The sequence below is a fragment of the Sphingomonas sp. R86521 genome, assembly GCF_042466235.1.
Taxonomy (GTDB): domain Bacteria; phylum Pseudomonadota; class Alphaproteobacteria; order Sphingomonadales; family Sphingomonadaceae; genus Sphingomonas.
This window is the reverse complement of record NZ_JAXHBY010000001.1, coordinates 2,632,474-2,656,579: the sequence shown is the minus strand read 5'-3', so window position 1 is coordinate 2,656,579 and position 24,106 is coordinate 2,632,474. Positions and strand designations below refer to the sequence as shown.

The 24,106-nt window shown below is 67.2% G+C and carries 24 protein-coding genes and 1 pseudogene; 14 read left to right on the top strand and 11 right to left on the bottom strand.

All coding sequences use genetic code 11. The annotated features are described in order from the left end of the window. Nucleotides 1–58: 58 nt before the first annotated feature. On the bottom strand, nucleotides 59–265 hold the full coding sequence (locus SJY20_RS12315) for a hypothetical protein (protein WP_380787217.1): 207 nt from the start codon (nucleotides 263–265) through the stop codon (nucleotides 59–61). Between the two features lie 140 nt (nucleotides 266–405). Here SJY20_RS12315 and SJY20_RS12310 point away from each other — a divergent pair, with 140 nt between their 5' ends. Together SJY20_RS12310 and SJY20_RS12305 are read left to right on the top strand one after the other, a co-directional pair. Then, entirely contained in the window at nucleotides 406–591 is a 186-nt protein-coding gene (locus SJY20_RS12310) for a hypothetical protein (protein WP_380787216.1), read from the top strand. Nucleotides 592–1,252: 661 nt separating this feature from the next. Then, nucleotides 1,253–2,146 (top strand): hypothetical protein, encoded by an 894-nt coding sequence (locus SJY20_RS12305; protein WP_380787215.1) that lies wholly within the window; start codon nucleotides 1,253–1,255, stop codon nucleotides 2,144–2,146. Here the strand turns inward: SJY20_RS12305 and SJY20_RS12300 are convergent. The 7 genes from SJY20_RS12300 to SJY20_RS12270 form a co-directional block, all read right to left on the bottom strand. After that, the gene (locus SJY20_RS12300; RefSeq protein ID WP_380787214.1) at nucleotides 2,137–2,331 is read right to left on the bottom strand and encodes a hypothetical protein; all 195 of its coding nucleotides are present in this window, start codon (nucleotides 2,329–2,331) and stop codon (nucleotides 2,137–2,139) included. The two genes, SJY20_RS12305 and SJY20_RS12300, sit on opposite strands and share 10 nt — an antisense overlap. Before the next feature lie 76 nt (nucleotides 2,332–2,407). Then, complete coding sequence (locus SJY20_RS12295; RefSeq protein ID WP_380787213.1) at nucleotides 2,408–2,548, bottom strand: hypothetical protein; 141 nt, start codon at nucleotides 2,546–2,548, stop codon at nucleotides 2,408–2,410. Nucleotides 2,549–2,650: 102 nt separating this feature from the next. Continuing rightward, nucleotides 2,651–2,857, bottom strand: a complete 207-nt coding sequence (locus tag SJY20_RS12290) for a hypothetical protein (protein WP_380787212.1) — start codon at nucleotides 2,855–2,857, stop codon at nucleotides 2,651–2,653. 116 nt (nucleotides 2,858–2,973) lie between these two features. Next, nucleotides 2,974–4,296 (bottom strand): DUF418 domain-containing protein, encoded by a 1,323-nt coding sequence (locus tag SJY20_RS12285; protein ID WP_380787211.1) that lies wholly within the window; start codon nucleotides 4,294–4,296, stop codon nucleotides 2,974–2,976. Nucleotides 4,297–4,343: 47 nt separating this feature from the next. Continuing rightward, nucleotides 4,344–5,147, bottom strand: a complete 804-nt coding sequence (gene fdhD, locus SJY20_RS12280; protein ID WP_380787210.1) for a formate dehydrogenase accessory sulfurtransferase FdhD — start codon at nucleotides 5,145–5,147, stop codon at nucleotides 4,344–4,346. Then, a complete protein-coding gene (locus SJY20_RS12275) occupies nucleotides 5,144–5,650 on the bottom strand; it encodes a molybdenum cofactor guanylyltransferase (RefSeq protein ID WP_380787209.1) in 507 nt (168 codons plus the stop codon). Before SJY20_RS12275 ends, fdhD begins: the two co-directional genes overlap by 4 nt. Further along, nucleotides 5,647–7,926, bottom strand: coding sequence for an FdhF/YdeP family oxidoreductase (locus tag SJY20_RS12270; protein WP_380787208.1), 2,280 nt, complete (start codon nucleotides 7,924–7,926; stop codon nucleotides 5,647–5,649). The genes SJY20_RS12275 and SJY20_RS12270 overlap by 4 nt, the downstream gene beginning before the upstream one ends. Before the next feature lie 129 nt (nucleotides 7,927–8,055). Between SJY20_RS12270 and trxB the strand changes: the two genes are divergently transcribed. Next, nucleotides 8,056–9,024: a thioredoxin-disulfide reductase gene (gene trxB / locus SJY20_RS12265; protein ID WP_380787207.1), complete on the top strand. Its 969-nt coding sequence runs from the start codon at nucleotides 8,056–8,058 to the stop codon at nucleotides 9,022–9,024. Nucleotides 9,025–9,030: 6 nt separating this feature from the next. Here the strand turns inward: trxB and SJY20_RS12260 are convergent, their stop codons facing one another. Genes SJY20_RS12260 through SJY20_RS12250 form a run of 3 tightly spaced genes read right to left on the bottom strand, consistent with a single transcriptional unit; the run spans nucleotide 9,031 to nucleotide 10,764 of the window. Beyond that, the gene (locus SJY20_RS12260) at nucleotides 9,031–9,816 is read right to left on the bottom strand and encodes a hydrolase 1, exosortase A system-associated (protein ID WP_380787206.1); all 786 of its coding nucleotides are present in this window, start codon (nucleotides 9,814–9,816) and stop codon (nucleotides 9,031–9,033) included. Then, a complete protein-coding gene (locus SJY20_RS12255) occupies nucleotides 9,816–10,499 on the bottom strand; it encodes a hypothetical protein (RefSeq protein WP_380787205.1) in 684 nt (227 codons plus the stop codon). The genes SJY20_RS12260 and SJY20_RS12255 overlap by 1 nt, the downstream gene beginning before the upstream one ends. Continuing rightward, the gene (locus SJY20_RS12250; protein ID WP_380787204.1) at nucleotides 10,492–10,764 is read right to left on the bottom strand and encodes an acyl carrier protein; all 273 of its coding nucleotides are present in this window, start codon (nucleotides 10,762–10,764) and stop codon (nucleotides 10,492–10,494) included. Before SJY20_RS12250 ends, SJY20_RS12255 begins: the two co-directional genes overlap by 8 nt. A gap of 83 nt (nucleotides 10,765–10,847) precedes the next feature. Between SJY20_RS12250 and SJY20_RS12245 the strand changes: the two genes are divergently transcribed. The 11 genes and pseudogenes from SJY20_RS12245 to xrtA all read left to right on the top strand — a co-directional run. Continuing rightward, nucleotides 10,848–12,500 (top strand): AMP-binding protein, encoded by a 1,653-nt coding sequence (locus SJY20_RS12245; protein WP_380787203.1) that lies wholly within the window; start codon nucleotides 10,848–10,850, stop codon nucleotides 12,498–12,500. 4 nt (nucleotides 12,501–12,504) lie between these two features. Further along, nucleotides 12,505–13,734, top strand: coding sequence for a pyridoxal-dependent decarboxylase, exosortase A system-associated (locus tag SJY20_RS12240; RefSeq protein ID WP_380787202.1), 1,230 nt, complete (start codon nucleotides 12,505–12,507; stop codon nucleotides 13,732–13,734). A 93-nt stretch (nucleotides 13,735–13,827) separates the two neighbouring features. Further along, nucleotides 13,828–14,472: an XrtA/PEP-CTERM system exopolysaccharide export protein gene (locus tag SJY20_RS12235; RefSeq protein WP_380787201.1), complete on the top strand. Its 645-nt coding sequence runs from the start codon at nucleotides 13,828–13,830 to the stop codon at nucleotides 14,470–14,472. Nucleotide 14,473: 1 nt separating this feature from the next. After that, the gene (locus SJY20_RS12230) at nucleotides 14,474–16,000 is read left to right on the top strand and encodes an XrtA system polysaccharide chain length determinant (protein ID WP_380787200.1); all 1,527 of its coding nucleotides are present in this window, start codon (nucleotides 14,474–14,476) and stop codon (nucleotides 15,998–16,000) included. Nucleotides 16,001–16,025: 25 nt separating this feature from the next. Then, complete coding sequence (locus SJY20_RS12225; RefSeq protein WP_380787199.1) at nucleotides 16,026–17,024, top strand: AAA family ATPase; 999 nt, start codon at nucleotides 16,026–16,028, stop codon at nucleotides 17,022–17,024. 5 nt (nucleotides 17,025–17,029) lie between these two features. After that, nucleotides 17,030–18,664, top strand: a complete 1,635-nt coding sequence (locus SJY20_RS12220) for a hypothetical protein (protein WP_380788681.1) — start codon at nucleotides 17,030–17,032, stop codon at nucleotides 18,662–18,664. Between the two features lie 9 nt (nucleotides 18,665–18,673). Further along, on the top strand, nucleotides 18,674–19,750 hold the full coding sequence (locus SJY20_RS12215; RefSeq protein WP_380787198.1) for an XrtA/PEP-CTERM system-associated ATPase: 1,077 nt from the start codon (nucleotides 18,674–18,676) through the stop codon (nucleotides 19,748–19,750). Nucleotide 19,751: 1 nt separating this feature from the next. After that, nucleotides 19,752–20,591 (top strand): XrtA system polysaccharide deacetylase, encoded by an 840-nt coding sequence (locus SJY20_RS12210; RefSeq protein WP_380787197.1) that lies wholly within the window; start codon nucleotides 19,752–19,754, stop codon nucleotides 20,589–20,591. Further along, on the top strand, nucleotides 20,588–21,634 hold the full coding sequence (locus tag SJY20_RS12205) for a FemAB family XrtA/PEP-CTERM system-associated protein (RefSeq protein ID WP_380787196.1): 1,047 nt from the start codon (nucleotides 20,588–20,590) through the stop codon (nucleotides 21,632–21,634). The genes SJY20_RS12210 and SJY20_RS12205 overlap by 4 nt, the downstream gene beginning before the upstream one ends. After that, nucleotides 21,631–22,788, top strand: a complete 1,158-nt coding sequence (locus tag SJY20_RS12200) for a TIGR03087 family PEP-CTERM/XrtA system glycosyltransferase (protein WP_380787195.1) — start codon at nucleotides 21,631–21,633, stop codon at nucleotides 22,786–22,788. The genes SJY20_RS12205 and SJY20_RS12200 overlap by 4 nt, the downstream gene beginning before the upstream one ends. A 90-nt stretch (nucleotides 22,789–22,878) precedes the next feature. Beyond that, nucleotides 22,879–24,015: pseudogene (gene xrtA / locus SJY20_RS12195) on the top strand (exosortase A); the annotation flags it as partial. Nucleotides 24,016–24,106 lie beyond the last annotated feature (91 nt).

Below are 24,106 nucleotides of genomic sequence, written 5' to 3'. Positions count from 1 at the left end.
GTAGGTCGCAACTATTCGGATGCGCGTGGAAGCGGGGTGGCCCGCTGGGCTGCTCCACTCACCGTCGGCGACTCTTCTCGTCCTTCGCGCGGTTTTGCGCCAGCGTCAGCTGGCCTTGCGCCTCAGCGGCGCCATCCAGCAGCCTGTCAGAGGTTTCAGCTGCAGCATCGGGCGTCATTGAACTGATCGCGCCGCCGGGACCGTCGACGTGAACCTCGCCTTCGTCCGCGCTAACTTCCGATGGGGTATCGTGAACGTTCGTCATAGTAGCCTCCATCGCACTAACGCACGGCTGAGGCGCATTGCGATATAGATTGCCATAGATCAGCGCGATTGCTGAATGATAGGTTATGGAGGTCAACGGTGACGTTGGTAGGAGAAACGCTCACCAACTAGGAAGCAATGGTGCCACTGCTCGAAAACGAAGCGGCTCGGTTCAAGTCGGTCGCCTATTTGTTGGCCGAAGCGCTGCGAGTCTCGGATGGGGGACGCTTGCCCGTCGTCGGTGCGAAGATCGCGGACTGCATGGACTGCGTGAAACGCGAGCTTGCGGACGTTATCGAGCAGATGAACCAACGGGACGCAGGCTGAATATCCCAGATAGCGACGGACGCCGGCGCGCCCGCCAATCTCCGGTAATTCCGCCTTCAAACAGCCACTCGGGGTCGAAGGCGGGCTCTTCATCGAATGATGCAGGCCCGCCAGCGGTGCGACGAAGTTTAATTGTGCGCGGAACGCTCGGGACTTCTCGTATTTCGCCGCCCGGAAACTCAACCTTGACCGGCACCCGCATCCCCTCTGAAAACAAGCGCAATCGCAGTAACCAATTGTCCGGTGAAGGGTTCCCCCGCGGACGATCACGGTATGGGCCCGTCAGGCCACTCGAATGTGATCCAGGCTAGATTTGGTTGGAAGGATTGTCTTGGGCCCAATGATCGCAACGATCCGTTGTGTTGATATGGATCAAGATCAAATACTCCGCGCTGCGTATGAGGCAGGTTTGGTCTGTGGCAGATCCATTGAAGGCCTGCCGGCTGAGTGTCCATTCGATCGGCTCGCGGGCCTCGCTGAGCGGATTGCGTGGCTGTCGGGTTTCAGTGTTGGAAAGGCGGTCCGCGTCACGAGGTAAGTGGCGCCTAGCGACACCGTCGGGCCGCTGCACTACTCGCAGGTTGTCGCAGATCAGGACGATCTCTGCTTTGACTCTTGAACAAGGCGCAGCTTAGCTTCCGGGAATTGGCGGGGGCAGCAGATGGCGACGGTTACGGCGACGATGGAGCGCGACGCGCTCAGTTTCTATGTCGACGTCGAGGACGGTGAGTTTGCCGACCTGGAAGTCGTATCCACTGCCGCTATCGCTTGGTCTCAGGCGGTGCGCGCCGCCGCACAGTCGATGTTTCCCGACGACGATATACGGATCACATTAATTGCCGCCGAGCGTGGGTCGTCGAACTGGCTGGCGAAGATCGAACGATCAGCGGCCAACCAGACGCTGGAAAGGGTGAAGCGCGGGTGGAAGGCGCTCCCACTCATCGTCCGAGTCGGGATAGGCCTCGGGGTTGTAATCCCCACGACGGCGGTCCCGACCGTCGAGTACTGGCTCGACAACGAGGGCTTCTCGGCAAGGCAAAAAAAAGAGATGGCTGAGATTGTAGGCCAGGTGGCCGCCAACCCTGCCGTCGAAGCGCCAAAACGGCAAATGTACCGCAGCCTGCAGCGAGACAGGAAGATAACGGGGCTTGGGTCGGGGGTCCCAACGAAACAGGGTTGGAAACCGGAGAAGCTGGTGCCTGCGAATCAGTTCGCTGAGGCCGATGGCTTGTTCGAGCCCCAACTCGACTTGCCTCAGGAGAAGGTGATCACATCGACGCTTGACGTCATTCTAGTGGCGCCCACGCTGGAGAATGCCGAACGCGTCTGGGTCTTCCGACAGGAAGGGATCCCGGGGACGTTCCGTGCGATCATGAAGGACCATCGGTTTCTGGCGGCGCTAGAGCGTCACGGCATCAAGGAGCAGGTGCGCTCACGCATTCCTATGCGCATCCGCATCGAAGTGCGGCAGCGGATGACCGAGGGAGAGTGGAAGGTGGTACGGAAGGGGCGCAGCGTCGTCGAAGTCATCTCGCCGCAGGTGGATCAGTCCTGAGGTTTCCCCGCGACCCATAGGGCAATCAGGCAGGCGAGCAGCGCCGCGCAGCCGACTATAAAGGTTGTGCCAGGGGCCAGCCGCCAGAACGCCAGATAGCTGACAATGGTCGTCAACGTGATCGCCAAGCCGGACAGCCAGCGTCGCCGTGACTCCATCAGCCGGACCTCCTTGTTCGCGTTCACAATCCCTGAATCGCACGGTGCGCCCCGCGAGTAAACCGGCTGCGGCGCCCACCGATACGGCGCCCGCGGCACAGCGTCAGCGCGGCGCCCACAGATCGCGCAGCCCCATAGGCTTTCCGAAATAGGCGGACCGCAGATCGTGATCGCGCTCGCTCAGCGCGCGCGGCACGCCGTCGTGGACGAAGTTCTGCAGATACCCGGGCCACCGGCCGAGCATCTTCGACAGAACTGCCAGGCTGTCGCCACGCGCGCGCCGCCGCCGGCAGCACTTCGCGCGGATCGAACGGACCGTTGCGGGGCTTGGCCGTGCCGATGCGCATCAGATACATAGCCAGTCGGTCTCAGCGTCATCGAGCGCCGCGAACATATCGCTTTCCGCCTCATCTTGCGGCTGAACTCCGATGGCGAATTGCCGACGCTGCCCGGTGGTTTCGGCAGATACAGCAATGTGGTATCCACCCGGCCGGCGGACGAATGGGCGGAATGCGGATCGGTCACGCGGCCGACATGCAAAAATATATTCCATGGTATGATCCATGGTATCGGTTAAATTCCGCTATCCAATATCGTGTTATTTCAATGGTGAAGCGGCGTGTTTGTGGTAGTCTCCTCCGCTACCACTCGCAGGCCCCGACGGGCGCTTTACGATACCGCAGCGACCGATCGGAACGGCAGCCGTCGCCGTGCGACGATCGACCGCCACGCCCATTCGACCGGCGCGATGTCGAAGCGGCGCAGATAGATATTGGCCGCCCACAACAGGGCCAGATCGACCGCGACCGACACCAGCATCATCGGCATCCAGTGCAGTCGGCCGTAGAGCGCCAAGCCGAACGGCGGGAACAGGATCCACAGCATCACGATCGTCTGCAGCACGTACAGCGTCAGCGCGGTGCGTCCCGCCGCCGCGAACGGCCGCAGCAGCCGCGCGCCGATGATCGTGCCGAGCAGCAGGTGGATCAGCCCGAGATGCCCCAGCGTGGTCGCCAGCCGCGCGAACTCCGACGTCGCCCAGTTGATCTGCGGCGCGTCGGTAAATCGCGTCGCTTCGTACGCGCCGAGGACCCGCAACGGCAGCCCGACCGCATAGGCGGCGACCGTGAGGCCCGAATAGAACAACCGCGACCGCGCGCCCTGCAGGATGCCGAGCTTGAACAGCGCGGCGCCGATCAGCATCGTACTCACCGCTTCCCAGATCGCGACGAGTTCGCTGACGCCGAGCCGCTCGACGGATTTTTCCGCCTGGGCGCCGACCCAGTCTAGGGTGCTGCCGGACCGGGCCCGGTTTTCATCGGCAATCACCGCCTCGTTTGCTGCGATGTTGGCGGCGCGGCTGGCGGCCCGTTTGGCGGAGGCGGCCAGTATCGTGGTTTCGGCTGGATCGAGCGCGATGCCCGCGTCGCGCCTGGCGCTTGCCGCCGTGACCTCGGCCTGCATCTGCAACGGTCGATACACGCCGAAAAAGCCTGCGCCGCCAAGCTGGACGGTGGCCGCGATCAACCCGATCGCGATCAACGCGCGTGGCCGCATCAGCCTGAACCCGAAGGCGATCAACGCCGCGACCGCATAGGTGTGGAGGATGTCTCCCGGCCACAGCAGCACGAACATGTGGATGATACCGAACCCCCACAGCACCGCGTTCCGCCAGTAATAGCGCTCGCGGACCAGCGTCTCGTCGACCATCTGCGCGAGGCGGTCGGTGAGGATCACCATCCCGGCGCCGAACAGCATCTCCAACAGCCCGCGCGCGGTGCCGTCGGCGAGGATCGCGCGCGTCCACCATGCGACCCGGTCCGCCACGGTCCATCCCAACTGGCGGATGTCGGGGTTGCTGAACGACTGTCCCATGTCGTTGACGTTCATGAACAGGATACCGAGGATCGCGATCCCGCGGAGGATATCGAGCGATGCGAGGCGGGGGGCGCCGTCGGGTTCGGTCGGAGGGAGCGTCTGCGCGGTGGTCATGGTGGAGCGCGCCTAGGGGGAACCCGGTTGCCGAGGCAAGACGCTCCTCAGGACGCTGGCGATCCGTCGAACCGGTTCCAGGGGTCGTTGACGACCAGGATCGCATCGCTCCGCGCCAGCGCCAGCAACGTCAGTCCGTGTTCGCGGGCGTGATCGATCGCCAGGCTGGTCGGCGCGGAGATGCCGACCAGCATCGGCACGCTCGCGACCAGCGCCTTGTCGACCATCTCGAAACTGATCCGCGACGTGACCAGGATGAACGCGCGGGCGGTGCCCGCGATCGCCAGCCCGCCGACCAGCTTGTCGAGCGCGTTGTGGCGACCGACATCCTCATAGGCGGCGATTACCGCCCCGTCGGCGTCACACGCCGCCGCCGCATGGATCGCGCCGGTCGCGGCGTTCAACGGCTGGTGCGCGCGCAGGCCCGCCAGCGCGGCGAATACTGCATCTCGCTCGACAGAGGGTGCCGGCGGCCGATGCGCGACCGGTCGACGCAGTTGTTCCAGCCCGGAGATCCCGCACAGGCCGCAGCTGGTGTCGCTGGTGCGGTGGCGGACGCGGTCGTGGATGCGGCCCCGGCATCGCTCCGCCAGCGTCGCGCGGACGATCCAGCCGATCTCGCCCTCGAACACATCGATATCCCCGATGTCGGCGGGGGTGTCGGCCAGTCGCTCGGTCAGCAGGAACCCGGTGGCGAATTCGGGCAGGTCGGCGGGGGTCATCATCATCACCGCATAGCCGAGCCCATCGACCTCGATCGCGACCGGCGCCTCGATCGCGATCTGGCGATCCGTGGATCCGAACCCGTCGGGACGAAGGATTCCGACCGACTCGACACGCGATGACGTCATAGCGCCGCCAACTCGGCGGGCGTGTTGACGTTTGGGATCGGACTGTCAGATTCGATCGGCACGGCGCCGATCGACCGCGCCCAGCGTCGCACCGACCGGTCCGGGAACGCATCGATATTCGCGCGTAATGCCGCGCCGACGGCGACAGGCCAATGACCGAGTACAGGCACGTCGGCGCAATAGGACGGGATCTGACGAGCGAGGGCGGCAATCAGCCCCTCCGGGACGCGCGGCATGTCGCAGGCGATCGTGATCACCGACGCGTAGCCAAGCGCGCCGGCGCGATCGAGCGCACCGGCGATACCGCCGAGCGGACCCATGTCGGGGCGGGGCAAATCGGGCATGTCGCCAGCCTCGCCGCCGACGATCATCGTCGTCGCGACGTGCGGTGCCAGCACGGCGCGGGCGTGCTCGACCAGCGCGCGCCCTTCGAACAGCGCGGCCGCCTTGTTCGACCCGAAGCGCGACGATCGACCGCCTGCCAGGACCACCCCCAGGATCATGCCTTCTCCAACCGCACCGGTACCGATTTCGCTGCCAGAACATGGCTTTCGATGGCGTGGTGCGCAATCGGTATGAGGGTGTTGCATTCGGGGTAATAGGCCCCGACGCAGCCGACCGGGATGTCGTATTCGACGACCCGCAGCCCCTCGACGCGGCGCTGCGCATTGTCGCCGGCATCGCCGACTAGGTGCACGATATCGGCATCCGCGACCCCAAGCTTCGCCATGTCGACGCGGTTCATGAAGATGATGTCGCGCGTACCCTTCACCCCGCGGAACCGGTCGTGATAGCCATAGATCGTGGTGTTGAACTGGTCGTTGGACCGCAGCGTCATCAGCCGGAAGCGACCCTCGGTATCGTCGAACCCGGTCGCGCTCAGCACCTCTGGCGTGTTGAATTCAGCCTTGCCGCTTTTCGTCTTCCATTCGCGATGTGCGGCGGCATTGCCCTTCCAGAACCCGCCAGGCGTGAACATCCGATCGTTAAAATTCGCGAACATGTCCGGATAGGTCGCCTCGATTTGATCGCGCACCTTGGCGTAGTCGCCCGCCCAGGCGTCCCAGTCGACCTTGGGGTTGGCGGGCATCATCGCCTTCGCGATTCCGGCCAGAATCGCGGGTTCGGACAACAGCGTGTCGGCGGCCGGGGTCGCCTTGCCCTTCGATCCGTAGATGTGGCTGAACGAATCCTCGATCGACACGCTCTGCGGACCGGTCGCCTGCATGTCGGTCTCGATCCGGCCGAGGCAGGGCAGCAGGTAACAGGTCTTGCCAGGCAACAGGTGCGACCGATTGAGTTTGGTCGCGATATGCACCGTCAGGTCGAGGTCGCGCCAGGCATCCTCGACCGATGCGGTATCGGCGACGGCGCGGACGAAATTGCCGCCCAGACCGACGAACGCCTGCGCCTCGTGCGCCATCACCGCTTCGCAGGATGCCACGGTGTCCCAACCGAGCTCGCGCGGCGGCTCGAAGTCGTACAGCGCCTTGAGCCGGTCGAGCGGCGCGAGCTCCGGCTTCTCGGTGATGCCGACGGTGCGCTGGCCCTGGACGTTCGAATGGCCGCGGACCGGGCCGAAGCCCGCGCCCGGCCGCCCGACATTGCCGCGCAACAGCATGAAGTTGACGACCATGTGGACGTTGTCGATGCCGTGGACGTGCTGGGTCAGGCCCATGCCATAGACGACGATCGTGGCCTTCGATCGCGCATAGACCGCGGCGGCCTCTTCGATCGCCGCGCGCGTCAGGCCACTGTTGAGCTCGATCGCGTCCCAGCTGGTCGCGCGCGCCTTGTCGGCGAAGGTGTCGAACCCGGTGGTGTGCTCGGCGATGAAGGCGTGGTCGATGATCCCGGGTGCGCCGGATTGGCGCGCGATATCATCGGCTTCGATCACGAACTTCGAAATGCCCATCATCACGGCGATGTCGCCGCCGGCCTTGACCTGATGATATTGCGAGGCGATCGGCGTCGACTTGCCGGTCGCCATCTCAAGCGGGTTCTGCGGGTCCTGGAAGCGTTCCAGGCCGCGTTCCTTGAGCGGATTGAACACCACGATCTCGACCCCGCGCTTGGCGCAATCGCGCAGCGGGTGGAGGAAGCGCGGGCTGTTCGACCCCGGGTTCTGCCCGAAGAAGAAGATCGCGTCGCATTTCTCATAGTCGTCGAGCTGGATCGTCCCGACCGGCGAGCCGATCGCGGACTTCAACCCGACCGACGTCGTCTCGTGGCACATGTTCGAGCTGTCGGGCAGGTTCTGGCTGCCATACATCCGCGCCATCAGGCCATACATGTACGAGGTCTCGAGGCTGGCACGGCCCGATGCGTAGAAGATCACCTTCTTGGGGTCGTAGCCCTGCAGCTTGGCACCGATATCGGCAAAAGCTTCGGCCCAGCTTACAGCGACATAGCGGTCGCTGCTCGCATCGTACTTCATCGGATGGGTAAGGCGCCCAGCCTGCTCCATGTCGAAATCCTTCCACTCCCGCAGCGCAGTGACGCTGTGCTCGCCGAAGAACGCGGGGGTGTTGCGATAGCTGGTCAGCTCCCACGCCGTCGCCTTGGCGCCGTTCTCGCAGAACTCGGCGATATGCGGCTTGGCGGGGCGGCCCCAGGCGCAGCTGACGCAGACGAAACCGTCGGGCTTGTTCTGCCGGGTCAGTTCCCGAAGCGTCTCAGGCCCGATCTTCTCGCGCGCGCTGATCTCGACCAGCGATCGCATCGATCCCCAGCCGCCGGCGGGTGCGGTGTATTCCTCGATATCGATGTCGTCGCTCATGGCTCGGTCCTTCGCTTTTGCCATCAAACGAAGCGGCTTGGCTTTCGATGCACGCAGAACCGCATCGCGGCAGTTCAAATCGCACCGCTCATCGCCTAGATAGGCACCGACGCACCAAGGATCTGCCCCATGACGACCCATACCACCCGCATGCTCATTCTCGGCTCCGGCCCCGCCGGGCTGTCCGCCGCGATCTATGGCGCGCGGGCCGGGATGGCGCCGATCGTCGTGCAGGGCATCCAGCCCGGCGGCCAGCTGACCACCACCACCGACGTCGAGAATTACCCCGGCTTCAAGGACGTGATCCAGGGGCCGTGGCTGATGGAACAGATGCAGGCGCAGGCCGAGCATGTCGGCACGCGGATGATGTGGGACACGATCGTCGAGGTCGACCTGACCCGCCGTCCGTTCCGCCTGATCGGCGACAGCGGCGACGTCTATGAAGGCGATACGCTGGTGATCGCGACCGGCGCGCAGGCCAAGTGGCTCGGGATCGACAGCGAAGAGCCGATGAAGGGAAAAGGCGTAAGCGCCTGTGCGACTTGCGACGGGTTCTTCTATCGCGGCAAGAAGGTCGCGGTGATCGGCGGCGGCAACACCGCGGTCGAGGAAGCGTTGTACCTGACCAACCATTCGCCTGACGTCACGCTGATCCACCGCCGCGATTCGCTGCGGGCCGAGAAAATCCTCCAGGAGCGGCTGTTCGCGCACAAGGGCGTGTCGGTGCTTTGGAACAAGGAAGTGCGGGGCTTTATCGATGGCGGTGGCAATGCCGGGCTGGTCGCGCTCGACCTCGAGGATACCGTGACCGGCGAGCATAGCCGGCTCGACGTCGACGGCGGCTTCGTCGCGATCGGGCATCATCCCGCGACCGAGCTGTTCCGCGGCCATATCGACCTCGATTCGGACGGCTATATCGCGGTCGAGACCGGCAGCACGCGGACCAGCGTCGAGGGCGTGTTTGCGTGCGGCGACGTCGCCGACAAGATTTATCGCCAGGCGGTGACCGCGGCGGGGACCGGGTGCATGGCGGCACTGGACGCGGAACGCTTCCTGGCGGCGGCTGAGTTCGCGGAACTGGCCGAAGCCGCCGAATAGCGGGCTCTACGAGTGGTCGAGCACGGACCGGATCGCGGCCTCGAGTAGTGCTCCGTTGGCGGCTCCAGCAAAGCTGTGCGACGCCGTCTCGATGTCGATGGTCGTGCACCTAAGCTCGGTACGTCGGGCTGAGGCGGCGAAGGCAAGCGCTGTTGCGTCGCCGCTGGCCAGGATGACGGTCGCGGCGAGGCCCCACCGGTGTATGTCGCCCACGACACGCGATTCTAGACCGTCCGCCTGCTCGCTCGATTTGGTAAGAAGTTTGCGCAAGCCACGCAGAAGATTGCGAACATCTACGCCACCGCGAAACAGCCGAACCCACTCCTGCGGATCACGCATCCGTACGGCATAGCGTGCGCGAATGGCGGCGGCGGGGGGTAGGGCGTCGGTCTGTTCGGTCACCCACGGGTTGGCGAGGATGACGCCGTCCAGCCCTGCGTCGCGACCGAACAGCGCGAGCGTGCTGGCCGCATCGCAGTTGCCGAACCCGATCATGCGATCGACCCCGGGCGCCATCGCGCGGAACGCAGCGACGGTCGCGGCAAGGTCGGGCTGAGCACTCAGGAAGCCACAATTCTCGCCGCTCGAATCGCCGATGCCCCGCCGATCGTAGCGCAGCACCGGCACGCCGCGGTCCGCCAGTCGCTGGGCGAGCATCGCCATGCCGCGGTGGGCGCCACAGCGGATCTCGTTGCCGCCCGAGACGATCAGCAGCCCGGTGCGCCCGTCGGCGTCGTCCAGCGTCGCGGACAGCATCTCGCCTTCGCACGGGATTGCGATCACGCGCCGCATCAGGCGATCCAGTCTGCGATGTCGTCGGCGATCGCAGCGGCGAGCGCCGGATCGGCGCCGGGCTCAGCAGCACGCCACAGCGGTCGTCCGGCGAATCGTCGGTCGGCAGGGCGGTGATCACCTTCCAGACGGACGACCCGCTGCGCCGCCAGCGGTTCGGCAGCGTCGAGAGCTCTGAGCAAGTCGCGCGAGACGGCGTTGCCCGCGAGTTCGATCGGTGGGCCGGGCTGGTCGATATCTGCCGGATCGAACGCCGCGCCGCCTTCGCGGACACCGGCCAGCCGCGCGCGGACGAGATCGCGCACGAGATCGGCGCCTTGCGGCGGCGACCAGTGATACCGGCCTGCGACATCGGCCTCGACGTCGAGCAGCGCGCCGCCCCGGATCGCGACGCTGTACGTCGGGCGAGACGGTACGGCGGCGGCGAAAGCCATACGCCAATCCTCGAGCCGGGCGTCACAGGTCGCGACCAGACTGTCGTTGGTGCCTGGCAGGTCGGGCAGGATGCTAGCGATGCCGCGGGCCGCTAGCGCGCGCATGATCGCGACCGTGACCGCGCGCATCCGGTTGGCTTCCTCGAACAGCGCAGGTGCTATCAGGACGACCGCGGATTCGGTATCGCCAAATGGCCCCAGGCATAGCTGCGCCTCAGCGCCGCCAGCCCAGGCGTAGCGGTCAGACAAGCGCCTTGTTCGCAGCGAACAGGACCAGCGCGCCGAATGTCTCGAGCATTTCGCCGTCGACCTCGTCATCCTCGATGACGATGCCGAGCCGGTCTTCGAGTTCGGTCAGCACGCCGGCCACGGCCATCGAATCGAGCTCGGGCAACGCGCCGAACAACGGCGTCTCGGACGTGAAGGCGGCGACGCGCGCGTCGCTCAGGCCGAGGATGTCGGCGAGCACCGCGCGGACCGCGGCGTCGACTTGGTTGGTTCCTTCAGGGATCAAGGTACAGGCCCAAACGGTTGCAATCGGGCCTGCGGTATAGTGCGGGGGTGAATTCGGCAACGGCTTGGCGCTATGAGGGCGCGATGATCGCGCTCGACCCAAAACCCTATCCGATCGACCATCTGCCCGCGCGTGGTGCGGCGGATGCCGTGGCGCTGGTCGATCGCACCGGGACGATGACGTTCGCCGATCTGGAGGCGGCGGTCGCGGCGGCGGCGGGATGGCTGGCGGGGCGGGGGCTTGCACCGGGAGACCGGGTGGCGACGTGGCTGCCGAAGACGCGGGTGGCGTGCGTGATGCCGCTAGCGGTGGCGCGGGCTGGGCTGGTGCATGTGCCGGTGAACCCCGCGCTGCGGCGAGCGCAGGTGGCGCATATTTTGGCCGACAGCGGGGCTGTGCTGCTGGTGACGCAGGGTGCGCGGGCGGGGACGCTGGAGGGGGCCGACGTGCCTGCGGGATGCGTTGTAGTGGAGGACCGCGACGTCCCCCTCGTTCCCCGGCGGAGGCCGGGGCCCAGTTGGCAAGGCCTTGATGACGAGGTTGAGCCATCGGTTACATCCGTTCTCCCAACTGGGCCCCGGCCCTCGCCGGGGAACGAGGAGGGGCTAGGTCCATCTTCCGCTGATCCCGATGCGCTCGCCGCGATCCTGTATACCTCGGGCTCCACCGGCCGGCCGAAGGGCGTCATGCTCAGCCATGCGAACCTGTGGCTGGGTGCGATCTCGGTTGCACACTACCTGGAGCTTACCCCGGACGACCGGGTGCTCGGTGTCCTGCCGCTGAGCTTCGACTATGGCCAGAACCAGCTGTTTTCGACCTGGGCGGCGGGAGCTTCGGTGGCGCCGCTCGACTATCTGACCGCGCGTGACGTCGTGAAGGCGGTCGAGCGGACCGGTGCGACGACGCTGGCGGGAGTGCCGCCTCTGTGGGTGCAGCTGCTGGAGGCGGAGTGGCCGCCCGAGACTGCGGCGCGGCTGAAGCGCCTGACGAATTCGGGCGGCGCGCTGACGCCGCGGCTGGTGCGGGGCTTGCGCGAGCGCTTTCCGGCGGCGGTGGTCTACGCGATGTACGGCCTGACCGAGGCGTTTCGTTCGACCTATCTCGATCCCGCGCTGATCGATACGCACCCCGACGCGATGGGGCGCGCGATCCCGTTAGCGGAGGTGACGGTGCGGCGCGCGGACGGGACGCAGGCCGCGGTCGGCGAACCCGGCGAACTCGTCCATGCCGGGCCGCTGGTGGCGCAAGGCTATTGGCGGGACCCGGAGCGGAGTGCGCAGCGGTTTCGGCGCGAACCGGATGGCAGCCTTGCGGTCTGGTCCGGCGACACCGTGATGGAGGGGGCGGACGGCTTGCTGCGGTTCGTCGGGCGCGACGACGAGATGATCAAGAGCGCCGGCAACCGCATCAGTCCGCTCGAGATCGAGGAGGCGGTGCTGGCAGGCGGCGAGGCGCGCGAGGCGGTTGCGGTCGGGATCGCGGACGAGCGGTTGGGGCAGGCGATCGTGGTTGCGGTGGCGGGGGATGCTGCGGACGAGGCTGCGTTGCGTGCTCGGCTTCGGGGGGTGTTGCCGAGTTTCATGCAGCCGGCGCGGTATGACTGGTTCGACGAACTTCCCCGTAATGCGAACGGCAAGCTCGATCGGTCCGCGATCGCTACAACGGCCAGAGCGTGTTCCCCCGCGAAGGCGGGGGCCCAGGCTGGGCCCCCGCCTTCGCGGGGAACAAGGAGGTGAGTCGATGAAGCCGATCGGGCCACTTCCGCCGGAGTTTCTGGATCAGGCGGGCGCGTTGAGCATTGCTGGGCGCTCAGTCGACTCGCTCGTCGCGGAGGCCGGCGACACACCGCTGTTCGTCTATAACATGGCCGCCGTCGCGACCCGCGTCGCGCGCTTCCGTGCCGCGTTTCCAGGCATCGACCTCCATTACGCGATCAAGGCGAACCCGCTTCCCGCGCTGCTCGCCGCGATCGCACCGCTAGTCGACGGCCTCGACGTCGCCTCGTCCGGCGAACTCGCTAAGGCGCTCACGGTAAAGCCCGCGCAGGCGATCAGCTTCGCCGGTCCCGGCAAGCGCGACGACGAACTGACCGCGGCGATCCGCGCCGGCGCCACGCTCAACGTCGAATCGGAGGGCGAAGCGACCCGCGCCTTCGCGATCGGCGACCGCGTCGGCGTCACGCCGCGTCTGGCGGTCCGCGTGAATCCCGACGTCGAACTCCGTGGCAGCGGCATGAAGATGGGCGGGCGGGCGTCCCCGTTCGGAGTCGATGCGGTCCGCGCCGCAGCGCTGGTCCGGCGGATTGTCGCGGCTGGCGCGGACTGGCGTGGGTTCCACATCTATGCGGGCAGCCAGGCGCTCGACGCGCAGGCGATCATCGACACGCAGTCCGCGACGCTCGCACTCGCCGCCCGACTCGCCGAAGAGGCCGGCGTCGCACCGCCACTAATCAATCTCGGCGGCGGCTTCGGCGTCCCGTATTTCGCCGGCGACGTAGCCCTCGACGTCGAGCGGGTCGGCGCGGCGCTGGCCGAATCGCTGGCCCGGCGCGCGCCGATCCTCGCCGACACGCGGTTCGCGATCGAACTCGGCCGCTGGCTGGTCGCAGAGGCCGGGGTCTACCTCACCCGGGTCGTCGACGTGAAGCAGAGCCAGGGCGAGACCTTCGTCATCGTCGACGGCGGTCTCAACCACCAGCTCGCCGCCAGCGGCAATTTCGGCACCGTCGTCCGCCGCAACTATCCGCTGGCGGTCGCCGCGCGGATGGGGGAGGCGCCGACTGCCGAGGTCACTGTGGTCGGACCGCTATGCACGCCGCTCGACCGTCTCGGCGACCGCGTCGCGCTGCCGCCGGTCGAGGTCGGCGACCTGATCGCGATCTTCCTGGCAGGGGCTTACGGGGCGTCGGCCAGCCCGGCGGCGTTCCTCGGCCACCCACCGGCGATCGAACTAGTTGTCGAGCGTTCCTAACGCTATATTCACCTGTTCAACCCATATCGATCCTGAGTTCAGCCGATCCCGGTGTAGACCCGTGGCCGGCATGACGTCAGGAGATATTTGCCCATGCGTGCCGGACCCGTTGCCCGTACCCTGCTGATTACCGGCCTCGCCGCCTCGACGCTGGCGGCCTGTACCAGCACCGGCGGGCGTCCCGAACTGCCGCCCGCGGCCTATGTCGCGAACAAGGAGATGCCCGGCGAGGAATACGTCATCGGGCCGCTCGATCAGCTCAACATCTTCGTCTGGCGCAACCCGGAGCTGTCGTCGAAGGTCCAGGTGCGCCCCGACGGCCGCATCACCACGCCGCTGATCAACGACATGCCCGCGGTCGGCAAGACGCCCGCCGTGCTGGCGGAGGACATGAAGAAGGCGCTGGCCCAGTACATCAAGGACCCGATCGTCTCGGTCATCGTCGAGAATTTCTCGGGCACCTACAGCCAGCAGGTCCGCATCGTCGGCGCCACCGAGAAGCCCGCGTCGATCCCCTACCGCGCCAACATGACGCTGCTCGACGCGATGATCGCGGTCGGCGGGCTCAGCCAGTACGCCGCGGGCAACAAGGCGCGGTTGGTCCGCTACGACCGTGCCACCGGCAAGCAGACCGAATTCGCGCTGCAGATCGGCAATTTGCTCAAGAAGGGCAATTCGTCGGCCAACGTCCGGCTCGAACCCGGCGACGTGATCATCATTCCGGAATCGATGTTCTGATATGAACGGGATCTACGACGAGGCCCGCATCGCGCTGCATGCGATCTGGAACCGCCGCTGGCTTGCGCTCGCGGTGGCGTGGGGCGTTTGCGTACTCGGCTGGCTGGTCGTGTCGCAGATCCCGAGCAAGTATGAATCGAGCGCGCGGGTGTTCGTGCAGATGCAGAACATCCTGCCGACGACGATGGATGCGCCCGCGCAGTCCACGCAGAAGGATGTCGATACCATCCGCCAGACCCTGGTTTCCGCGGTGAACCTCGAAAAGGTCGTGCGCGGGACAGATCTGGCCAACACCGTGTCGAGCGACCGCGACGTCGCCGACCGCGTCGCCGGGCTCGCGCAGAACATCAAGATCGTGTCGCAGCAGGATAACCTGTTCCAGATCACGACGACCGCCTCCAGCCCCAAGCTGGCGCGGACGATCACGCAGAAGCTGATCGATATCTTCGTCGAACAGAATCTGGCGGGCGATCGCACCAGCACCAGCCAGAGCCTTACCTTCCTCGACGCGCAGCTCGAACAGCGCCAGAAGCAGTTGCAGGACGCCGAGGCCAAACGCGCCGATTTCCAGAATCGCTATATGGGATCGCTCCCCGGCACCGGATCGGTCAGCGACCGCATCGGCGCATCGCGCGCGCAGATGTCGCAGGTCGATGGCGACCTTGCCGCCGCGCAATCGGGGCTCGCCGCGGTCCAGGGCCAGATGGCGGGTACGCCAAAGACCGTCGCCGGCGCCGGCGGCACCGCCGGGTCGGCCGGTCCCGCCCGCGCGCGTCTGCAGGCGATCCAGGGCCAGCTCGCCGATGCACGCGCGCGCGGCTACACCGACAGCCACCCCGACGTCGTCGCGCTGAAAAGCCAGCTCGCCGCCGCCACCGCGGCTGCCAGCGGCGAGCCGCTGGCGGGCGGCAGCGGTGGCGCGGGTGCGACGGCCAACCCGCTGTTCGTCTCGCTGCAATCGATGCTCGCCGACAAGCAGGCAGCGGTCGCCGCGCTGCGGATGCGGAAGAGCCAGCTGCAGGGCGATGTCGACCTGCTCAACAGCAAGATCGCCGCCGATCCCGAGGCTGCCGCCGAACAGGGCAGCATCGACCGCGACTATCAGGTGCTGAAGGACCAGTACGCGCAGCTGCTGACCCAGCGCGAACAGATCGCGCTGCGTGGCCAGGCGCAGACCCAGACCGACCGCGTAAAATTCAGCGTGATCGATCCGCCGACCACGCCGCGCACCCCGACCGCGCCGAACCGCATGCTGTTGCTGACCGGCGTCCTGATCGCCGGGCTCGGCGCAGGGGTAGGCGCGGCGTTCGCGATGGGTCAGTTGCGGACCACGTTCGCGACCGGCGCGCGGCTGCAAAAAGCATCGGGGCTGGCCGTGATCGGGTCGATCGGCGAGGTCGTGACGCGGGTCCAGTCCGAACAGCGCCGTCGTAAACTGAAGATGTTCCTGGGCGGCACCGCCGCGCTGGGAGCCGCCTATGTCCTGCTGCTGGGGGTCGAGATCCTCCAGCGCGGGCTGGCGGCGTGACGTGGGCGGCGCGAAGGATATGACCGTGACCAGGAACACCACGCGCGAGCCGTCGCTGCTCGAACGGGCCGCCAAGGTCTATGATTTCGGCGCACATGCCCGCGCGCGCGATCTGCCGGCCGTGGAGCAGGAGGCCGTTCCCGCGGACCCTGCGCTAGCGGACCCGACTCCGGCGAGCCCCGTTTCCGTCAACACCGACCCGACCTTCCTCGCGATTCCCGAGGAACTGCGCGCGCCGGTGGGCGAGGAACTGCCCGACGATTTCCATCTGCCGATCGACCAGGGCGACATCGCGCCGATCGATCGCGGAATGCTCGCGGGCAACGGCATGATCGTACCGGGCGCACCGGTCGGTCCGCTCGCCGAGGAATTCCGCCTCATCAAGCGCCAGCTGCTGATCACCCAGGGTCGTATCGCCGACAGCGACAGCCCCGACGCCGCGCGCACCATCCTGGTCTGCTCGGCCCGGCCGGAGGACGGCAAGACCTTCTGCGCGATCAACCTGGCGCTGTCGCTGGCTGCCGAGCGAGATACCGACGTGCTGCTGGTCGACGCCGATGTCGCCAAGCCCGACATCGTCAACCGGTTGGGGATCGCGGACGCGCCCGGGCTGCTCGACGCGCTCGCCGATTCGCGTATCGACGTCGAGACGCTGGTGATCCGCACCGACGTGTCGCACCTCTCGATCCTGCCCGCCGGCACCAAGACCGCGATGGACACCGAACTGCTCGCCAGCGCGCGCACGCGGACCGTGCTCGCGCGGCTGCTGGCGGCCAATCCGCGCCGTATCATCATCTTCGATTCGCCGCCCGCGCTCGCCGCGTCGCCCGCTGCGGTGCTGGCGATGCTGGTCGGCCAGGTGATGCTCGTGGTCCGCGCCGATCGCACGCCCGAGGGCGAGTTGCGCGACGCGGTCAACCTGCTCGACAGCTGCGAACACATCCAGCTCGTCCTCAACGCCGTTTCGTTCGTACCTGGCGGCGCCCGGTTCGGTAGCTATTACGGCCAGGAGGGATCCAAGTGACCGCCATGTTCCGTGCGACGACCCGGGGGGGTGGCGTCGCGATGATCGCATTGCTCGCGAGCAACCCCGCGATCGCGCAAGATGCACGCCGCGTCACGCTGACGCCCTATGTCGAGGCGAGCCAGATCCTCGACGCCGACCTCAACGGCGGCGATGTCGTGACCTATACCACGCTCGCGGCCGGCCTGGATGGATCGGTGCAGACCCAGCGCGTCTCGGCACAGGCCAGCGTGCGCTACGAGCACCGCTTCGCCTATGACGACCGCATCGGCGACCAGGACGTCCTGTCGGGTCTCGCCCGCGCCAACGTGCAGCTGACGCGTGCGCTGTCGGTCGAGGCCGGCGGCATCGCGACGCGCGCCCGGTCAGACATCCGCGGATCGGCGCCCGGCATCCTGGTCGGCAACGTCGACAACATCGCGCAGGTCTATGCCGGCTATGTCGGCCCCAGCCTGGCGACCAACGCCGGCCCGATCGCGTTCAACGCGGACTATCGCTTCGGATACACCAAGGTCGAGACGCCGACCTTCGCCGATACCGATATCGGCAGCCGGCGGCTCGATTATTACGACGATTCGATCGGCCATACCGCGACCGCCAGCGCCGGCTTCAAGCCCGGCACGCTGCTGCCGGTCGGCCTGACCGCCAGTGCTGGCTACGACCGCGAGACCGCGAGCCAGCTCAAGCAGCGCTACGAAGGCTATTACGGCCGCGGCGACGCGCTGCTGCCGATATCGCCCTATGTCGCGCTGACCGCCGGTGTCGGGTACGAGAAGATCGAGACCAGCCAGAAGGACGCGCTTGTCGACACGGCCGGCGCACCGGTGCTCGACGACAATGGCCGCTTCATCACCGCGCCGGGTTCGCCGCGCCGGATCGCCTATCGCACCGACGGGGTCTATTACGACGCTGGCGTGATCTGGCGCCCGAACCGCCGGACCTCGGTCGAGGGACGGGTCGGCAAGCGCTATGGTTCGCTCAGCTATACCGGCACCGCCACCTACCAGGCGTCGCAGGGCGTCGGCCTGCAGCTCAACGTCTATGACGGCGTCCAGACCTTTGGCCGCCAGCTCCGGACCGGGCTCGCCAACATCCCGACCAGCTTCGTCTCGCCGACTCAGGGGTTCAGCCAGCAGTTCAACGGCTGCGTGTTCGGATCGACCGGCGCTGCGCCCGGCGGTTGCCTCGACGACGTCTTCCAGTCGATCTCGACCGCGAGCTACCGCGCCCGCGGGATCGACGGCGTCGTGATCGCGACCCGTGGGCGCAGCACCTGGGGCGCCGGCATCGGCTATGCCAACCGCAAGCTGTACGCGCCGCGCGTCGCACCCGGGATCGTGGTCTCCGGGCTCGAGGATCAGAGCTATTACGGCCAGCTGTTCTACGCCCGATCGTTGACCGAGGTGTCGGGCATCAACGCCAACGCCTTCGTCAATTACTACGACAGCGGCGTCGGCGGCGGACTTGGGGACGGGCTCAGCGACGGTGGCGTGTGGTCATATGGCGCAACCGGGAGTTACTATCGCAACTTCGGCCGCCTCGGAACGACCGCCTCGGTCGGGTTGTACAGCTTCAAGGTCGGCGATTTCGACAGCGACTGGTCAGCGCAGGCGCTGCTCGGTGCGCGCTATCAGTTCTAGGACAGGCATATGTACGACGAACATTATGGACTGACCGGTCGGCCGTTCCAGCTGACCCCGGACCCGAAATTCTGGTTCGAGACCGCCACCCACCGCAAGGCGATGGCGTATCTCGGCTATGGGCTGGCGCAGGGTGAGGGCTTCATCGTCATCACCGGCGACATCGGCGCGGGCAAGACCACGCTCGTCGGCCATCTGATGGACACGATCGACCACAAGGCCCTGAACGCGATCAAGATCGTCTCAACCGCGATCGAGGCCGAGGACCTGTTGCGGATCGTCGCGACCGACCTTGGCGTGAACCCGGCGGGGCTCGAAAAGGCGGAGTTGCTGACCGCGATCGAACGCGGGCTGCACGCCGTCGCGCGCACCGGGCGTCGCACGCTGCTGATCGTCGACGAGGCGCAGGCATTGCCGGTGTCCGCGCTCGAGGAGTTGCGGATGCTGTCGAACTTCCAGGCGGGGGGCCAGGCGCTGCTGCAGATACTGCTGCTCGGCCAGCCCGATTTCCGCGATCGCCTGCACGGTTCCGACCGCCTCGAACAGCTGCGCCAGCGGATCATCGCGATCCACCATCTCGACCCGATGGAGGAGCACGAGGTTTCCGAATATATCGCGCACCGGCTGGCGGTGGTCGGGTGGACCGGCAACCCCGATTTCCAGGACGATTCGTTCGCCGCGCTGTACCGCGGTTCGGGCGGCGTCCCGCGCCGGCTCAACCTGCTCGCCGGCCGCGTCATGCTGCACGCCTCGATCGAGGACCTGACGCTGATCGACGAAGCCGTCGTCAACGCCGTGATCGGCGACCTCGACGCCGACCTGCCGACACTGGCCCTCACCACGCCCGACGAACCCGAAACGGCACCGGTCGCGTCCACGCCCGAGGCAACCCCGGCCGTTCGCGCAGCCCCGGCCGTCGATACCGAACTCACCGCGCGCGTTGCCGAACTCGAAGCGCGCGTCGAACAGCAGGACGCGGCGCTGCGCCGGGTGCTCACCCTGCTGGTCGACTGGGTCGAGAGCGATTCGGCGAAACCCGATTACGCGCCGATCCGGGGTGTCGCGAACTGGCACGACGCGGCCTGACATGCGCAACGGCATGTCCGTCGACGTCGAGGAATGGTTTCAGGTCGGCGCGTTCGAACGCGTGATCGACAAGGCCGACTGGAACGGCCTCGATTCGCGGGTCGAAGCGAACACCGATGCGACGCTGGCGTTGTTCGCGGAAAGCGGCGTCGTCGGCACCTTCTTCACGCTCGGCTGGGTCGCCGACCGCTACCCGCGGCTCATCCGCCGCATCGTCGATGCAGGGCACGAGATCGCCAGTCACGGCTGGGACCACCAGCGCGTCTTCACGATGGATGCCGAAATCTTCCGCGCCGATCTCGCCCGCGCGCGTGCGACGATCGAGGATGCGGCCGGGCAGAAGGTGACGGGCTACCGCGCGCCGAGCTTTTCGATTGACCAGCGCACGCCCTGGGCGCACCGCGTCCTGGCCGAGGAGGGCTATGCCTATTCGTCGAGCGTCGCGCCGCTGAAACACGATCACTATGGCTGGCGGGAAGCCCCACGCTATGCGTTCAAGCCGCTCGCCGACAGCGCGCTGATCGAACTCCCGGTGACGGTGGCGGAGATCGGCAAGCGCCGCTTGGCGACCGGGGGCGGCTTCTTCCGCCTGTTGCCGTCCGCGCTTACCGACTTCGCGGTCCGCCAGGTCAATCGCGCCGAGCGACCGGCAATATTCTACTTTCACCCCTGGGAGATCGATCCCGCTCAGCCGCGCGTGACGGCGGCACCGATGCGATCGAAGCTGCGCCATTATGCGCGGCTGGCGGCGATGCAGGGCAAGTTGCGCGGGCTGATCGGACGGCACGACTGGGGCCGCGTCGATGCGGTGGTGGCGCGCGAAGCCGCACGACTGCTATGACCGATCCGGTGGCGGCACCGGTTGCCGTGCGGGAAGTGGATTTGCGCGACGCGTCCGAGTGCGCGCGGATCGCCGGCTTCGTCGAAGCGGCCGCGGGTGCGACGCCGTTTCACCTTCCTGATTGGAGCCTGGCCGTGCAGGCCGGCTGTGGCCAGCGTGCCCGCTACCTGATCGCCGAACGCGCCGACGGCTCGATCGCGGGAGTCCTGCCACTCAGCGAAATGCGCTCGCCGCTCTTCGGTCGCGCGCTGGTTTCGACCGGGTTCGGCGTCGATGGCGGCGTGCTGGGCGACGCGGTGGAAGAGCTGTCCGACGCGGCCTGGGCGCTCGCGCAACGGATCGGCTGCCCCTCGGTAGAACTGCGCGGCGGTGCAGCGCCGGATGGTTGGACGAGCGATGCCACCAGTTATCTCGGTTTCGCCCGCGACCTGGCGGCGGATGACGATGCCGAACTGCTCGCCATTCCCCGCAAACAGCGGGCGGAAGTGCGTCGCGCGCTAGGCTTCGATCTCGAGATCGCGACCGGTACTGACCGCGCGATTCAAGCCGAGCATTACCGCGTGTATGCCGAGTCGGTCCGCAATCTGGGTACGCCGGTCTTCCCGGCAAAACTGTTCCGCGCCGTGATGGCATCGATGGACGCCGATATCCTCACCGTCCGCCACGAAGGCCGCGCGGTGGCGAGCGTCCTGAGCTTATATTTTCGCGGCACCGTTTTCCCCTATTGGGGCGGCGGTACCGCAGCGGCGCGGGGGCTGCGCGCCAACGACCGGATGTATTTCGCGCTGATGGCCCACGCCCGCGCCCGCGGCTGCACGCGCTTCGACTTCGGCCGCTCGAAGACCGGGACCGGGGCCGCGGCATTCAAGAAGAACTGGGGGTTCACGCCCGAACCGCGCAGCTATGCGAAGCGTAGCGACGGCCCGGCGCGCGAGGTCAATCCGCTCAACCCGAAATACGCGCTGATGGTGCGGACCTGGAAGAAGCTCCCGCTATGGGCCGCCAACGCCGCCGGTCCGTGGATCTCCAGGGGCCTGGGATGAGCTTGCTCTTCCTCGCCCACCGCGTTCCCTTTCCCCCCGATCGCGGCGACAAGATCCGCAGCTTCCACATCCTGCAGCATCTCGCGGCGCGCACCCGTGTCCATCTCGTGGCATTCGCGGACGACGAAGCCGATCACGACCCGCCGGAATCGTTCACGCGAATGCTGGCGAGCTGCACGATCGTGCCGCGCGACAAATCGCGGCGCCGTGCCGCCGTCGAGGCGCTGGTCGGCGGCAAGCCTGTCTCGCTGACGGCGTTCGCCAATCGTCGCATCGCCGCCGCGGTGGCCGCGGTGCGCGAGCGCCATCCGATCGCGATGACCTTCGTCTTTTCGGGCCAGATGGCACAGTATCTGGGCCCGGACGAACCGGCGATCATGGATTTCGTCGACATGGATTCCGCCAAGTTCGCCAGTTACGCCGAGGACTCGAGCGGACCGATGCGCTGGATGATGCGACGCGAGGCGCGGCTGCTCGGCGCGTTCGAACGCGACGTCGCCGCGCGAGTCTCGGCCAGCCTGTTCGTCAGCGATGCCGAAGCCGCGCTGTTCCGCGCGGGCGGTGCGCAGGGCAGGGTGCTGGCGGTCGAGAACGGCATCGACTCGGCGACCTGCGATCCGGCCGCCGTGTCGCCCGAAGCGATCGCCGGACCGCTGATCCTGTTCACCGGCCAGATGGATTATCGCCCGAATATCGACGCGGTGACCTGGTTCGCGCGCGACATCCTGCCGATCGTTCGCCGCCGGCACCCGGCCCGCTTCGCGATCGTCGGCCGCGCGCCCACCGCGGCGGTGCAGGCGCTGGCGAGCGACGACGTCATCGTCACCGGTGCGGTCGACGACGTGCGCGGCTGGCTAGCCGCGGCGGACGTCTGCGTCGCGCCGCTGAAGCTTGCACGGGGGATTCAGAACAAGGTGCTCGAGGCGATGGCGATGGCGCGGCCGGTGGTCGCCTCCGCCCCGGCCGCTCAGGGCATCGAGCACGCCGGCACGATCCGCGTCGCCGACGATGCGGAAGGCTTCGCCGCCCGGATTTGCGATCTGCTCGACGACCCCGTGGCGGCGGCCGCGCTCGGTACGGCAGCGCGCGCGCAGGTCATTGCACGCTACGGCTGGGACGCCCGCCTCGCCCCGCTCGACGCGCTCCTGCCATGACGACGTGGCAACGCCACAGCCTCGCGCTCGCGCTCGTCGCAACCGCGCTGCTCCTGCTTCTTCCGCAGCGACGTCGCCGATCTCGGCCGGATCTGGTGGAACAGCACGACCTTCGGGCATTGCCTGTTCATCGGCCCGGTGATCGCTTGGCTGGTCTGGCAGCGCCGCGGCGAACTCGCACAACTCAGACCGGTCGGCTGGTGGCCCGGTCTCGCGCTCGTCGCGGTCGGCGGGTTCGGGTGGCTGATGGGGGACGCCGCGTCGGTCGGTTTCGCGCGTCAGCTCGGCCTGGTCGTGATGCTGCAGGGCGCGGTCGTCGCGGTCCTCGGCCCGAACGTCGCCCGCGGGCTGCTCTTCCCGCTCGGCTACGCGCTGTTCCTCGTCCCGTTCGGCGAAGGGCTGGAGCCACCGCTGCAGAGCATCACCGTCGCGATCGTGATGCCGCTGCTCCATCTGGTCGGTGTGCCCGCGGTGGTCGACGGCGTGCTGATCCATGCCGGCCGCTACTGGTTCGAGGTCGCCGAAGCCTGTTCGGGCGCGAAGTTCGTCATCGCGATGGTCGCGTTCGGCGTACTGGTCGCCAATCTGTGTTTCCTGTCGTGGCGACGTCGCGCGGTGTTCCTGATCGTGTCGGTAGTGGTCCCGGTCCTCGCCAACGGAGTCCGCGCGTTCGGGACGATCTGGGCGGCGGACCTGACCTCGGTCGAGGCGGCCACCGGGTTCGATCATATCGTCTATGGCTGGCTTTTCTTCGCGCTCGTGATGGCGGGTGTTCTCGCGATGGGCTGGCGCTGGTTCGACCGCGCGCCCGACGATCCCGCCTTCGACCCCGCGCGGCTGCAGACCATGGCACGCCGTCGCCCCGGCCTCGTTCTAATTTCGGTCATGACGTTCATTATCGCGGCGATCTTCCCGGCGTGGAGCGACTCGATCAGCGGCCGTGCCGCTGTCCTGCCCGCGCATATCGACCTGCCCGACATCCCCGGCTGGCACCGCGCCCCGATCAGCACCCGCGCGCCGTGGACCCCCTATTATCCGAACGCGGATCACATCTTGTTCGGGCGCTATGCCGACGCGTCGGGCGAGAGCGTCGACCTGGCCATCGCGGTCTATGGCCGCCAGCGCGAGGGGGCAAAGCTCGCCGCGTTCGGCACCGGCGTACTGCGCGAGGAGGATCGCTGGGTCCGCGTCGCCGACCTGCCCGACCTGGCAGGCGGATCGATGATGCGGATCACTGCGCCGGGGCCGGTGGAGCGGATCGTCGGGACATGGTACCGAGTTCGGCGATGTCACCACGCACGATCCCATGGCGATGAAG

Excerpts from the sequence above, each read along its gene's own strand:
- SJY20_RS12285 (WP_380787211.1), bottom strand. The coding sequence starts at position 4,296 with ATGACCACCGCGCAGACGCTCCCTCCGACCGAACCCGACGGCGCCCCC.
- SJY20_RS12245 (WP_380787203.1), top strand. The coding sequence starts at position 10,848 with ATGATCGCGCTCGACCCAAAACCCTATCCGATCGACCATCTGCCCGCG.
- SJY20_RS12230 (WP_380787200.1), top strand. The coding sequence starts at position 14,474 with ATGAACGGGATCTACGACGAGGCCCGCATCGCGCTGCATGCGATCTGG.
- SJY20_RS12200 (WP_380787195.1), top strand. The coding sequence starts at position 21,631 with ATGAGCTTGCTCTTCCTCGCCCACCGCGTTCCCTTTCCCCCCGATCGC.
- SJY20_RS12205 (WP_380787196.1), top strand. The coding sequence starts at position 20,588 with ATGACCGATCCGGTGGCGGCACCGGTTGCCGTGCGGGAAGTGGATTTG.
- fdhD (WP_380787210.1), bottom strand. The coding sequence starts at position 5,147 with ATGACGTCATCGCGTGTCGAGTCGGTCGGAATCCTTCGTCCCGACGGG.
- SJY20_RS12275 (WP_380787209.1), bottom strand. The coding sequence starts at position 5,650 with ATGATCCTGGGGGTGGTCCTGGCAGGCGGTCGATCGTCGCGCTTCGGG.
- SJY20_RS12260 (WP_380787206.1), bottom strand. The coding sequence starts at position 9,816 with ATGCGGCGCGTGATCGCAATCCCGTGCGAAGGCGAGATGCTGTCCGCG.
- SJY20_RS12220 (WP_380788681.1), top strand. The coding sequence starts at position 17,030 with ATGTTCCGTGCGACGACCCGGGGGGGTGGCGTCGCGATGATCGCATTG.
- SJY20_RS12305 (WP_380787215.1), top strand. The coding sequence starts at position 1,253 with ATGGCGACGGTTACGGCGACGATGGAGCGCGACGCGCTCAGTTTCTAT.
- SJY20_RS12295 (WP_380787213.1), bottom strand. The coding sequence starts at position 2,548 with ATGCTCGGCCGGTGGCCCGGGTATCTGCAGAACTTCGTCCACGACGGC.
- SJY20_RS12235 (WP_380787201.1), top strand. The coding sequence starts at position 13,828 with ATGCGTGCCGGACCCGTTGCCCGTACCCTGCTGATTACCGGCCTCGCC.
- SJY20_RS12210 (WP_380787197.1), top strand. The coding sequence starts at position 19,752 with ATGCGCAACGGCATGTCCGTCGACGTCGAGGAATGGTTTCAGGTCGGC.
- SJY20_RS12290 (WP_380787212.1), bottom strand. The coding sequence starts at position 2,857 with ATGGAATATATTTTTGCATGTCGGCCGCGTGACCGATCCGCATTCCGC.
- SJY20_RS12240 (WP_380787202.1), top strand. The coding sequence starts at position 12,505 with ATGAAGCCGATCGGGCCACTTCCGCCGGAGTTTCTGGATCAGGCGGGC.
- trxB (WP_380787207.1), top strand. The coding sequence starts at position 8,056 with ATGACGACCCATACCACCCGCATGCTCATTCTCGGCTCCGGCCCCGCC.
- SJY20_RS12315 (WP_380787217.1), bottom strand. The coding sequence starts at position 265 with ATGACGAACGTTCACGATACCCCATCGGAAGTTAGCGCGGACGAAGGC.
- SJY20_RS12215 (WP_380787198.1), top strand. The coding sequence starts at position 18,674 with ATGTACGACGAACATTATGGACTGACCGGTCGGCCGTTCCAGCTGACC.
- SJY20_RS12270 (WP_380787208.1), bottom strand. The coding sequence starts at position 7,926 with ATGAGCGACGACATCGATATCGAGGAATACACCGCACCCGCCGGCGGC.